This window comes from Oerskovia sp. NPDC060287 (assembly GCF_042726775.1).
In the GTDB taxonomy this organism is placed as follows: Bacteria; Actinomycetota; Actinomycetes; order Actinomycetales; family Cellulomonadaceae; genus Oerskovia; species Oerskovia merdavium.
This window is the reverse complement of record NZ_JBHXBO010000123.1, coordinates 1-12,433: the sequence shown is the minus strand read 5'-3', so window position 1 is coordinate 12,433 and position 12,433 is coordinate 1. Positions and strand designations below refer to the sequence as shown.

Sequence of the window (12,433 nt, the reverse complement as noted above, 5' to 3'; positions counted from 1 at the left end):
GACCGAGACCCCACGTCAGTGCGTCACGGGGTGGACGTGCCGTCGTCGTCCCCGCCACCGGTGGGCGGACCGCTCGAGATGACCAGGTCCACCTTGGTCCCCTCGTCGACCTCCGTGTTCGCACCGGGGCTGGTCGAGATGACCCGCCCCTTGGGCACGTCCGCAGACTCCTTCTCGGTGACGTTCCCGGGGTTCAGCCCGTTGGCGTAGAGAGCCTCGATGGCCCTGTCCTTGGTCATGCCGACCAGGTCACCGGGCACCGTGGTCTTCTCCGGCCCCGTGGGCACGATGGCCTTGGCCACGACGAGGGTGACCTTCTGGCCCTGCTTGGTGGGACCCGGCTTGGGCGTCTGGTCGATGACGGTGCCCGCGGTCTCGACGCTCTCCTTGGTCGTGATGACGGAGGTCAGCCCCAGCTTGCCGAGCTCGGTGACGGCCTGGTCCTCGGTCATGCCGATCAGGTCCGGGACGCTCACGTTGCCGCTCGAGATGAAGATCTTGACCGTGGATCCCGCAGCGGCGCTCTCGCCACCGCCAGGATCCGTCCGGGTCACGAGACCCTTCTTGATGGTCCCGTTGTCCTCGGCCTCGACCGTCGGGTCGACCACGAGGTTCGCAGCGGTGATCTTGGAGTGCGCCTCCTCCTGCGTCAGACCCGTGACGTCGGGGACCAGCACGGTGTCCGGTCCGGCGGAGAAGAAGACCTCGACCTTGGTGCCCTCGGGGACCTCCGTGCCGCTCTCGGGGTCCGACTTGGTGAAGGTTCCCTCGGGTTCGGTCGACTCGGTGTCCCGCGCATACAGGTACACCAGGCCGACCTCCTCGAGCGCCTGCTTGGCCGACTCCTCGGTCGTCGAGGCGTCGAACTGAGGAACGGCGACGTCGACCGGGGCGTCGGGGCGTGAGTTGATCACGATCATGGTGATGATCGCGGCAAGAGCCAGGACACCCACCGCGATCAGGGCCCACATCAGGCCGCGCCTCTTGGCCGGCTCCTCCTCGGGTTCCTCGGCGGCCAGCCCGTTGCCGGGCTGCTGGCCCGGAGGGACCGCTGCCGGGGCGACGCCCGTGGTCTCCCACGGGTTGGGAGGCGTCGCGACGGCCGGGCTCATGACCTGGGTCGCGTTCTCGAGCGGCTGCTGGACCTGGGTCGCGGCGACCGCGGCCCCTGCCACGGCGCCGGCGGCCGCAGCTGCGGCCGCACCGATGGCCGGGGCCGTGATGTGCCCGCCGCGGACCGCGTTCTCGAGGTCGTTGCGGAACTCGGCGGCACTGCTGTAGCGCGCGGTACGTTCCTTGGCGAGGGCCTTGAGCGTGATGCGGTCGAGGACCTCCGGCACGTCGGGGGCGAGGTCGCTCGGCTTGGCCGGCGCCTCCCGCACGTGCTGGTAGGCCACGGCGACGGGCGAGTCGCCGATGAACGGCGGACGCCCGGTGAGCAGCTCGAACAGCAGGCAGCCGGTCGAGTAGATGTCGCTGCGAGCGTCGACCGTCTCCCCGCGCGCCTGCTCGGGCGAGAGGTACTGGGCCGTGCCGATCACGGCGTGGGTCTGCGTCATGGTCGCCGCGGAGTCCGCGACAGCCCGCGCGATGCCGAAGTCCATGACCTTGACCGCCCCCGTGGGGGTGATCATGACGTTGGCCGGCTTGATGTCGCGGTGCACGATGCCCGCGTGGTGCGAGTACTCGAGCCCCGACAGCACACCGGCCGTGATCTCGATGGCCTCGTCGATGGGGACGGCCTGGCCGTCGCCGAGGATGTCGCGGACGGTGTGGCCCTCGACGTACTCCATGACGATGAACGGCACGTGCGCCGTGCCACCGCCGGGCTCGGTGTGGGTGTCCTCGCCCGTGTCGTAGACGGCGACGATGGCCGGGTGGTTCAGAGCGGCGGCGGCCTGTGCCTCGCGACGGAACCGCGCGAGGAACGACGGGTCGCGCGCGAGGTCGGAACGCAGGATCTTGATCGCCACGGTCCGTCCCAGGCGCGTGTCGTGGCCGATGTGCACCTCGGCCATGCCGCCGCGGCCGATGAGCTCACCGACCTCGTAGCGGCCGGCGAGTACCCGGGGAGCGTTGTCCACCACTTAGGAATCCTTCGAGGTTGTCGGAGCCGAGGACGCAGAGGCCTCCGGCGCAGTACTGAGCATCATCCCATCGCTGGACGTCGAGTCCTGGGACGCGTGCAACGATCTGGTCACGGTCACCGAGCCCGCGTCGTCCGCGCCGTCCCCGCCACCCCTGACGAGAGTCGCCACGAGGACCACGAGCAGCAGGATCAGCAGGGCCACGAGCGGCCACGACAAGCCCTTGGCGAACCCGCCGATCCGTTGGCCCGTCGTCGTCGAGGTGCGGCCGCCTGCCGGCTCCTGGGAGGCTCGGCGTCGCTCGGCGCGAGTCACCCCGCCCGGCTGAGCCTCCGCGAGAGCGGGAGCCGACGACCCCGCGGTGCGCGACGTCGTCGGGCCGGCGTCCGGGCGCCTCGGACGCGAGGCCGCCGCACCGTGCATCTCCCGGCGGGGCGGGTACGAGCGCGGGACCGCAGGGGCCTCCGGCCCGCCCGACGAGTCGGCGCGTTCCCAGGGGAGGGCGTGGCCGGCCTGCGGAGCCTCCGACGACGAACGGGGGGCGGGCGGCGGAGGCGGCGGGGGGACGGCCTGGTCGTCGTACGGGACGTCGTCGCGTGCGACCGACGCGGCCGATACCGCGGAGGGGGCCGAGAGCGCGGAGTAGCCCGACGGCGCCGAGAGCGCCGAGTGCCCGGAGTACGCCGACCAGCCGGAGGTGGCCGGCCCGGCTCCCCCGGCCGCCGGGGCCGGGGGCACCGTGGGCAGCGGACGCGACCGGAGCTCGGCAGGGATCTCGATGGGTGTGGGCGAGCTCGGAGCCGTCGGAGCCCCGTGGCGCGCGGGCTGCGGCCGGCGCGAGCGCCTGCTCCCCGAGGCAGCGCCGGAACGGGCCGTGGCCCCCCACGGGTCGCGGGCGATGGTCTCGGCCAGGTCGTCGAGCGTCTGGGCCAGCGCGGACGCGGGCATGGGACGGGCCTTGGGGTCCTTCGCGAGCATCGCGTAGATGAGCGAGGCCAACGACGGGTGCACGTGCGCGGGCAGCGGCGGCACCTTCTCGTTGACGTGCGCGACCGCGATGTCGACCGGGGTCGTGCCGGTGAACGGCCTGTTCCCCACGACCGACTCGTAGGCCACGATCCCCAGCGCGTACACGTCCGACGCGCCGGTCGCGGCCTGGCCGATCGCCTGCTCGGGCGACAGGTACTGGGCCGTGCCCATGACCATGCCCGTCGCCGTCATGGGGACCTGGTTCGCCGCGAGAGACACCCCGAAGTCGGTGATCTTCACGATCCCGCGCGACTCGAGCAGGATGTTGCCCGGCTTCACGTCGCGGTGCACGACCCCCGCGAGGTGCGCGGCGTGCAGGGCGCGCGCCGTCTGCGCGAGGATCGGCAGCAGCTTGGCCGGCATGAGGACGGGCTCGCGCTCGAGCAGGTCCGCCATGGGCTCGCCCATGACGAGCTCCATGACGAGGAAGCCCGAGGCGTTCTGCTCGCCGTAGTCGTACATCTGCGCGATGTTCGGGTGCGAGAGGGCCGCGCTGTTCCGTGCTTCGGTGCGCAGGCGCTCGAGGAAGTCCTCGTTGCCCGCGTACTCCTCGCGCAGGACCTTGACGGCGACCTCACGGCCGAGGGCCTTGTCGTTGGCGACCCACACCTCGCCCATGCCGCCGATCGCGATGCGGCGGACCAGGCGGTAGCGGTCGCCGAGCCACAGCCCCTCGACCGGCCTCACTTGTTCAACACCGCCTCCATCACGGCCTTGGCGATCGGTGCGGCCACGGCGCCGCCCGTGGCCTCGTTGCCGCTGTCCCCACCGTTCTCCACGATGACCGCGACCGCGACCTGGGGGTTGTCGGCCGGGGCGAAGCCCGTGAACCAGGCGTGCGGGGCGGCACCCGACTGGTGCTCGGCCGTGCCCGTCTTGCCCGCGACCTGGACGCCGTCGATCTTCGCCGCCTTGCCCGAGCCGCCCTCGACCACGCTGATCATCATCGAGGTGAGCTGGGACGCGACGGTCGGTGAGACGGACGTGCGCAGGAGCGAGGGCTCGTTCTGCTGGACCACGTCGAGATCCGCGCCGCGCACGGTCGCGACCGTGTAGGGCGTCATCTGCTTGCCGCCGTTGGCGATGGCTGCCGAGACCATGGCCATCTGGAGAGGCGTCACGCGGACGTCGCCCTGGCCGATCGAGGCGCGCGCGAGCTGACCCGCGTCGTCGGTGACCGCTGCGTCGGGGAAGTGGCTCGGCGTGACCGTCATGGGGATGCTGAGCTTCGAGTCGAACCCGAAGTCCTCGGCCTGGTCACGCATCGCGTCGCCCCCGAGCGTCACGCCCAGGTCCGCGAAGGCGGTGTTGCACGAGATGCGCATCGCGTCGGCCAGCGTCTGCTCCCCCGTCGGGGAGCAGCGCGCTCCGCCGAAGTTCTTCATGGTCTGGGTCGAGTTCGCGTACGGGTACTCGTCCGGTGCGGGGATCACGGTCTCGGGCGTGTACTGGCCGCTCTCGAGCGCGGCGGCCGCGGTCACGAGCTTGAACGTGGACCCCGGCGGGTAGGTGTTGCCGGAGATCGCGCGGTTCACGAGCGGGTCGTCGTCGGCGTTGATGAGCGAGGTGTAGGCCTCGCGCGCGGCCTTGGTGTCGTGGGTCGCGAGCAGGTTGGGGTCGTACGACGGCTTCGAGACGAGCGCGAGGATCTTGCCCGTCGAGGGCTCGATCGCCACGACTGCGCCCCGCTGGTCGCCCAGCGCGTCGTACGCGGCCTGCTGGGCCGCGGGGTCGATCGTGAGCTCGACCGACGCGCCCTGGGGCTTCTTGCCCGTGATGAGTCCCTGGAGACGGTCGATCCACAGCGTGCTGGCCTGGCCGTTGAGGAACTCGTTCTCGGTGCGCTCGATCTCCTTGGTCCCGTTGACGATCGAGAAGAACCCCGTGACGTGGCCGTACAGGGGTCCGTTCGTGTACGAGCGCTGGTAGCCGTACGGGTCGTCGATGGGGGTCGAGAGGGCCACCGACTCCCCCGCGACCACGATCGGGCCGCGGAAGTTCCCGTACTCCTTGTAGATCTGGCGGACGTTGCGGGAGTCGCTGTTGAGCGAGTCCGCCTGGACGAACTGGATGTAGGTGGTCGAGACCATGAGTGCCAGGAACATGACCAGCACGACGGTCGCCACTCGGCGCAGGGGGACGTTCACGGGGTCTTCCACTCGGTGTCTTCGATGATCTCGGTCGCCCCGGTGTCCGGGCCACCACCGACCTCGGGCAGGGCCGTGCGGACGACCTGCGTGGGCTGGTCGTCCGGGAACGCGCCGTGGGCAGCGGGCTCACGCTGCCCGACGGCGGAGCGCCCGTCCGCGAGGTCGGCGGCACCCTGGGCGCCGGCCTGGACCACGACGGGCTGGGGGCCGGTGTCCGGGCGCTCGGCAGCGCGGGACGGGGCGACCTGGCCGCGCACCGGCAGGGAGGACGGCCGGCGCGCGTTGTCGGAGATGCGCAGCAGGAGCCCGACCACGAGCCAGTTCGCGAGCAGGGACGAACCACCTTGCGCGACGAACGGCATGGTCAGACCCGTGAGGGGGATGATCCGGGTGATCCCGCCGATGACGACGAACAGCTGCCACGCCATGACGAACGCGAGGCCGCCCGCGAGGAGCTTGCCGAACCCGTCGCGGACGCCGATCGCGGTGCGCAGACCGCGCTCGACCAGGACGAGGTACATGACCAGGATCGCGAGCAGGCCCGTGAGCCCGAGCTCCTCGCCGAGCGAGGTGTAGATGAAGTCGGAGAACGAGTACGGCACCAGGCGGGGATAGCCCTCGCCCCAGCCCGTGCCGGTGAGCCCACCGTTGGCGAGACCGAACATGCCGCCCACGAGCTGGCCCGAGCCGCCCGGGTCACGGCCGTAGATCTCCGGGTCGAGGGGGTGCAGCCAGACGTCGACGCGGGCCTGCACGTGCGGGAAGGCCGAGGCTGCGACGACGGCGCCCACGGCGAACATGCTCAGACCGATCGCGACCCAGCTGAAGCGTTCGGTCGCGATGTACAGCATGGCCACGAAGAGGCCGAAGAACAGGAGGGAGGTCCCCAGGTCGCGCTCGAAGATCAGCACCGCCAGCGAGGCGGCCCAGACGATGACGAGCGGCCCCAGGTCCCGCAGGCGCGGGAGCTGGAGCCCGAGGACCTTGGGGCCGGCGAGCGCGAGCGTGTCCCGGTTGGTCACGAGATAGCCCGCGAAGAAGATCGCGAAGGCGATCTTGGCGAACTCCGCGGGCTGGAGCGACATGCCGGCGATGTTGACCCAGATGCGGGCGCCGTTGATGTTGCGCCCGATCACGGGGAGCAGAGGCAGCACGACGAGCACCAGGCCGACGATCATGGCCGTGTAGGAGTACTTCCGCAGCGTCCGGTGGTCCTTGAGGAGCCACACGACCACGCACGCCGCGATGACGCCGAGCGCCGTCCACATGAGCTGCTTGGACGCGAGGTCCTTGTCGCTGCCGACGAGCTTGCCGCCGATGTCGATGCGGTTGATCATCCCGAGGCCGATCCCGTTGAGGGCGATCGTGACCGGCAGGATGACCGGGTCGGCGTACGGGGCCTTGAGGCGCAGGACCACGTGCCCGACGACGGCGAGCGCGACGAGGCCCGCGCTGTAGACGTAGAAGTTGGTGGGCAGCTCGCCGAGCATCGACAGGCCGACGGAGGCGTAGGCGCCGATGCCGAGGGCGAGGGCGAGCACGAGCAGGCCCGCCTCGGCCCGCCGCGAGGGACGCACCTCGTGGGGCTCGACCGTCGCCATCAGGGGGCCGCCGGCGGGTCGGTCGTGGTCTCGGGGGGCACGGTGCCGTCGGCCGGGGCGGCAGGGTCCGTGGTCGTGTCGGCCGGGGGTGTGGTCGCTGCGGTGCCCGCGGGCTCCTGCGTGGAGGTGTCGGTCTCGGCCTGGGCGTCGGCGACGAGGCGCGCCGCGCGGTCACGGGCGTCGTCGAACGACGTGGCGCTGATGGTCTCGGTGAGCCGGTCGACGACGTAGGGCGGGAGGTCGTCGACCTTGTCCCCCGTGAGCTCGATCGGGGTCGAGAGCGTGAGGGGACCCGCGCTGGTGGGGATGCCCCGGAAGACCGCGACCTGGCCGTCGGACACGCCCACGTAGTACTGGTCCTGCGTCCACCGGTAGCCGTACAGGCCGCCCGCGCCGACGACACCGAGGATCGCGATCGTCACGACGGGGGCGATCCAGCGGCGCGGGCGCTTGCCCGGGCGCACGTCGGAGTCGTCGCCCGTCGCGTCGGTACCGTCCTGGGAGGCGTGCGCGGCATCCTCGGCAGAGGCCTCCGGGGAGTCCCCGGCGGACGTCGCGGCGGCGACGAGCGTGGCCGCACGTGCCGCGGGGCCGTCCTGCGCAGAGGTGGGACGGTCGCGGTCGATCGCGGCCGAGCCGACGACGACCGGCACGGTGGAGGGACCCGCGCCGTCGGCCAGGGTGTCGAGGTCGACGACGTCGGCCACGACGACCGTCACGTTGTCCGTGCTGCCGGCCCGGAGCGCGAGCTGGAGGAGCTGGTCGGCGCACTCGTCGGTGTCCGCGACGGTGCTCAGGGTGTGCTCGAGCGTCTCGATGCTCACGAACCCCGACAGGCCGTCCGAGCAGAGCATCCAGCGGTCGCCGGGGCGCGCCTCGCGCACCGACATGTCCGGTGTGAGGTCGACGTCGAAGTCGCCGAGGACCCGCATCACGACGTTGCGCTGCGGGTGGTACTCGGCCTCCTCCGGCGTGATGCGGCCCGTGTCGACGAGGTGCTGGACGAACGTGTGGTCGGTCGTGACCTGGTTCAGGACCCCGTCGCGCAGCAGGTACGCGCGCGAGTCGCCGAGGTGCGCCATCGCGAGCGCGTTGCCGCTGCGCAGGATCGCGGTGACCGTGGTGCCCATGCCGGCGAGCTCGGGGGTCACCTCGCTGCGCTCGACCAGGTCGAGACGCGCGCTGTCGATCGACGACTCGAGGTGGGACAGGGCGTCGTCGGGCCCGTGCGACTCCCCGTCGAGAGGCGCGAGCGCCGCGATGGCGAGCGAGGACGCGACGTCGCCGCCCGCGTGCCCGCCCATGCCGTCCGCGACGACGAGGAGGTGGGGACCCGCGTAGCCGGAGTCCTGGTTGTTCGAGCGGACGAGGCCGACGTCGGAGACCGCGGCGTACCTGAGTGCGATGTTCATGGCGCGCTACCGCTGCAGCTCGACGATGCTCTGCCCCACCCGCACGCTCACTCCGGGGGCGAGGGGCTGGATCCCGGTGATGCGCTGCTCGTTGATGTAGGTGCCGTTCGTCGAGCCGAGGTCCTCCACGTACCAGGTGCCACCCTGGGGGAAGATCCGGGCGTGCCGGGACGACGAGTAGTCGTCGTCGAGGACAAGGGTGCAGCTCGGGGCGCGGCCCAGCAGGATCGAGGACGCGGAGAGCGGGACCGTGGTCCCGCGCAGCGGGCCCGCGGTCACGACGAGCCGGGTGGGACCCGTCGGGGCCGGGGACGCGGGAGCAGCAGGGGTCGGGGCCGAGGGGACCGATGCCGCCGCACCGCGTCCGGCGGTGGGTGCGGTGCGGTGCGCGTCCTCGCGCCCCTTGCCCTTGCGTGCCGTGATCTTGGTGCCGTACAGGTCGCGTCGCAGCACACCGATCGCGGCGAACACGAACACCCACAGCAGGACCAGGTAGCCCAGCCGCAGCAGGGTGAACGTCAGCTCGGTCATGCGGGGTGGATCACCATTCCTCGTTCTCGGGCGCACCCGTCCAGAACATGATGCGGGTCCGCCCGATGGTCAGGCTGTTCCCGTCGAGCAGGGTAGCGGCCGGGACCTGGTGGCCCTCGACGAAGAGTCCGTTCGTGGAACCGAGGTCCGTCGCGATGACCCCGTCCGGAGTCACCCGGATCTCGAGGTGACGGCGTGAGACCCCGGGGTCGTCGACGACGATGTCCGCCTCGGAGCCGCGGCCGATCACGGTCACGGGACCGGTCAGCAGGTACCGCTGGCCGTCGATGTCCACCAGGGGGTGGCGCGCGCTCGGCGCCGACACCGTCGCCGGGGCCACGTTCCCGCGCACGCTCGCCGAACGCAGCTGGAAGCGGCCCGTGTCGAGCGAGTCGTCCTGCTCGAAGGACACGCTGACCGGGCCGACGAACGCGTAGTGCTGCGACGCCGCGTGCTCGGTGACGTTGGCCGCGAGCTCGTCCGCGAGGGACTCGGCGCCCCACCCGTCGATCTGCGCGTAGTCGTCCGGTGACAGCTCGATGGTGAACTGGTTGGGCACCACGGTCCGGTCGCGGTCCACGACCGCAGCCCGGTCGTCGACCTCACGACGCAGAGCGCTCGCCAGCTCGACGGGCTTCACCTCGCTGCGTCCGACCTTGAACGCGTTGTTGACGACGCGTTCGACGCCCTTCTCGAAGCGATCCAGGACTCCCATGCCACCTCCTCCCTCATCGACGTTCCCTCGACCGGGGTACACGGTCCCCGGGCAGACTACCTAGATCGTAACGACCCGGAGCCTCGACGGGCCGGGAATCTCCCGGAATCGAGGGGGAGATCGCGGGGAGATCGGGTGACTCGGGCGTGAGCCGCTCCGTGGAGCGGCTAGTGTTCTCTCTGGTGCACCACCGGGTTCAGGCTCGGCTGGGGCGCAGGTGGAAGAGCGCACGAGGACGGCCGGACGACCGATGCACGGTTGGGTCTGCTGTCGTGATAATCTTCTGCGGCACGCGCGAGTGGCGGAATGGCAGACGCGCTAGCTTCAGGTGCTAGTGTCCGAAAGGGCGTGGGGGTTCAAGTCCCCCCTCGCGCACGTGAGAAGGGTTTCGGCTTTCGAGCCGGTTCGCCTTCGGGAAGTCCCGGTCAGGTTCTCCTGGCCGGGATTTTTTGCGTCCGGAGGCGGGCGTGGGCGGTCGTGGGCGCGGTCGGTGGCCGCAGTGACGGGCCACTGCGCGGTGCGCCAGCCGGATGTGCGCTGACCTGGGGTTGTGCGGCTGTTTCGTGGCGCGACGGTGCGTCCGGGTGGTGCGGGGCCGGGTGGGCGGGGTGCTCAGGTGGTGGTCGTTCGGGTGCGGCGTGTGCCTGGTGGGGCCCGACGGTGTCCGCGGGCGGATCGGGTGGTGCGGCCGAGGGGCCGGTCGGACGAGGCTGCGTGAACGAGTCCGAGGCCGCGCGATCGTCTGATGGCCCGTGGTTCCCGCCTCCCCCATACAGGCCAGCACAGTGGTTCGTCTCTCTTGGGTAATTGGTCTCGACGAGGGGGTCGGCGGACTCGATGGGCTGGAGGGGGAGGCGTCATGTGGTGATCGGCGTGGTTTTGGAGCCACACGCTGTTGTCGGTCGCTCCTTCGAGGCACGTGCGAGTAAGTGTGCCTGGAAGCGCGGATTGGGTGTGCCTGAGAGGCGTTGGAGTCTCGGCCCGGTACGGCTTCGCGACGGAGGGGCGCAGCGGCCACCAGCTAAGGCGGCGAGGGGCTTCGTTGAAACTGTGGCGCGCTGCGCGGCTGTAGGCCCGTTGCGGCCGTTGCCGGCCTAACGCGCGTTGAGGCATTAATCGTGACGATGCAGGTCAGGTGGCATGTTCTCAGTCAATCATTGTCGAGCAGTGACCCGGAGGGCTACTATCGCGCTCAGATGCGAACCGCACCGGTGAGCACGATCAATGGAAGGGCACACCATGCCGAAGGGTCACCTCTGCCCCGTCTGTGGGACGCACACGCTTCAGCCGTACACCACCAACCAGCTCAAGTGCTCGAGCTGCCTCGCCGTCTTCAAGAAGTAGTCACGTGTGGCGGCTGTCGTTCGCTGAGGCAGCCGCCGCTGACCACAAGCCCTTGGCTGGGTCTGCCCCGGGACCGGTCGGCTCCTGGCCTGTGAGGACTGAGGTCCTTACTGGATGGAGGTTCGCCATGCCTAGATTTTCCGAACGTTCCATGACGACGTGGTCGCGATCGACCGTAAGGGCGAGTCGCCGATCCGGCAGGTCGCACGTGAAGCTGTTCTCGGTTTCGAGAGCAGCGAACTTCTGAAAGTCCCGGTCGGGATACTCCGGCTCGGACTTTCGTCGTTTCTGGGTGGTTCGTGCGGTCCCGTAGGGTCTCGCGAAGAGGCGATGCGCGACGGCGCGGTCTGCGTGGTGCTGATCGGGCTGGCCCGGCGGGTGGTCGGGCTGACTTCGGGCCGTACTGGGGCGTACTGACCTGTCCGGCGGTTCTGCCGGTGTTTCAGGTGGTCGGGTTGTGGCGGGTCTTGCCGACCGTGCGAGGTGGTCCTCGAGGGGCTCGGTGCGTAAGCGGGTGGTGTAGCCGATGGGGCGGTCGTCTGTGGGCTTGTCGAGGTATCGGCGTAACCACCCGCGGGGAACGCGACGTCCTCCGGGTCTGGACCGGCGACGGCGGCGAGGGTGCGAAGTTCAGGCTCAACGTCCTGACGGAGTTCAAGAAACGGGGGCGTGGCAGACGAGTGCATCGCGGTCCGCGACGGCCTCAAGGGCCTGTCGGAAGCGATCACGACCCTGTGGGAGATCGCGCAGGTTCAGACCTGCGTGTTCCACATGATCCGCAACACGCGACATCTCTCGAGAGCGGTGGTCCGATTTGGGGCACAGCGACCAGTACTGACCCGATCTGAGAGGCGCGGACTCGGGGGCGGAGCGCTCCCAGAACCGCAACACGCGCCAACCCGCGGCGGTGAGCGCCTCCGTCGTCTCGGCATCCCGCGCCCTGTTTTGACGCAGCTTGGTATTCCACCATTGCGAGTAGGAGCGCGGGTTTGTGCCGTGGTGGGCAACTATGGCAGAAGCACCCGTCGATGACGATTTCGACCTTCTTCTTCGTGAACGCAATGTCCTCCAACGATGCCGTCAACCAATTGGTACCGCGCGCACCGACTCGCGTCCCGCGGCTGACAGTGTGCCTGGCCCGTCCTGCCAGGTGTGCCTGAGCGTCGCTGGGGTCGCATGTCTGTGCAGGTCAGCCAGTTCCCGAAACCCCCCACGTGAAAAGGTTTTCGGCTTTCGAGCCGGTTCACCTTCGGGAAGTCCCCGTCAGTTCTCCTGGCCGGGATTTTTTGCGTCCCGGGGCGGGTCGTGGCAGGAACGTGCGGATGGTTCGGTTCTGGTCGAGAAGTGAGTAGATGCCCCTGATCCGGACGATTCAGGGGCAACTACTCACTTCTCGCAGGACCTTCGGGCCCCTCGGCCCCGTCGGGACCCGTCTCCAGCACCCGTCCTCCCCGCAAGCCCCCACCCACATGCCCCCACCGCCAGCCCGGGGCCCAGCCGTCGGTGGCCGGGTGATGAGCCCCCTGCGCAGCACCGACGCACGCGAGGCCCCGGATCCCAGATC

9 protein-coding genes and 1 tRNA gene are annotated in these 12,433 nt (G+C 70.3%); 3 read left to right on the top strand and 7 right to left on the bottom strand.

The window, feature by feature from the left end; genetic code table 11:
* Positions 1-23 precede the first annotated feature (23 nt).
* Genes pknB through ACFWFR_RS11965 form a run of 7 tightly spaced genes read right to left on the bottom strand, consistent with a single transcriptional unit; the run spans position 24 to position 9,525 of the window.
* Entirely contained in the window at positions 24-2,087 is a 2,064-nt protein-coding gene (gene pknB / locus ACFWFR_RS11995; protein WP_377615576.1) for a Stk1 family PASTA domain-containing Ser/Thr kinase, read from the bottom strand.
* A complete protein-coding gene (locus ACFWFR_RS11990; RefSeq protein WP_377623118.1) occupies positions 2,088-3,803 on the bottom strand; it encodes a serine/threonine-protein kinase in 1,716 nt (571 codons plus the stop codon).
* Positions 3,800-5,263, bottom strand: a complete 1,464-nt coding sequence (locus ACFWFR_RS11985; protein ID WP_191801779.1) for a penicillin-binding protein 2 — start codon at positions 5,261-5,263, stop codon at positions 3,800-3,802. The genes ACFWFR_RS11990 and ACFWFR_RS11985 overlap by 4 nt, the downstream gene beginning before the upstream one ends.
* Positions 5,260-6,867 carry an FtsW/RodA/SpoVE family cell cycle protein gene (locus tag ACFWFR_RS11980; RefSeq protein WP_377623117.1) on the bottom strand — a complete coding sequence of 536 codons (1,608 nt, stop codon included), beginning with the start codon at positions 6,865-6,867 and terminating at the stop codon, positions 5,260-5,262. The genes ACFWFR_RS11985 and ACFWFR_RS11980 overlap by 4 nt, the downstream gene beginning before the upstream one ends.
* A complete protein-coding gene (locus ACFWFR_RS11975; RefSeq protein WP_377623116.1) occupies positions 6,867-8,279 on the bottom strand; it encodes a PP2C family protein-serine/threonine phosphatase in 1,413 nt (470 codons plus the stop codon). The genes ACFWFR_RS11980 and ACFWFR_RS11975 overlap by 1 nt, the downstream gene beginning before the upstream one ends.
* 6 nt (positions 8,280-8,285) lie before the next feature.
* The gene (locus ACFWFR_RS11970) at positions 8,286-8,810 is read right to left on the bottom strand and encodes an FHA domain-containing protein (protein ID WP_191801785.1); all 525 of its coding nucleotides are present in this window, start codon (positions 8,808-8,810) and stop codon (positions 8,286-8,288) included.
* 10 nt (positions 8,811-8,820) lie between these two features.
* Positions 8,821-9,525 carry a DUF3662 and FHA domain-containing protein gene (locus tag ACFWFR_RS11965; protein WP_191801787.1) on the bottom strand — a complete coding sequence of 235 codons (705 nt, stop codon included), beginning with the start codon at positions 9,523-9,525 and terminating at the stop codon, positions 8,821-8,823.
* A gap of 292 nt (positions 9,526-9,817) precedes the next feature.
* Here ACFWFR_RS11965 and ACFWFR_RS11960 point away from each other — a divergent pair.
* The 3 genes from ACFWFR_RS11960 to ACFWFR_RS11950 all read left to right on the top strand — a co-directional run bounded on the left by ACFWFR_RS11960 (position 9,818) and on the right by ACFWFR_RS11950 (position 11,901).
* Positions 9,818-9,900 (top strand) — tRNA-Leu (locus ACFWFR_RS11960).
* A 1,128-nt stretch (positions 9,901-11,028) separates the two neighbouring features.
* Positions 11,029-11,286: a hypothetical protein gene (locus ACFWFR_RS11955; protein ID WP_377623115.1), complete on the top strand. Its 258-nt coding sequence runs from the start codon at positions 11,029-11,031 to the stop codon at positions 11,284-11,286.
* Between the two features lie 252 nt (positions 11,287-11,538).
* Positions 11,539-11,901, top strand: a complete 363-nt coding sequence (locus ACFWFR_RS11950) for a transposase (protein WP_377623114.1) — start codon at positions 11,539-11,541, stop codon at positions 11,899-11,901.
* Positions 11,902-12,433 lie beyond the last annotated feature (532 nt).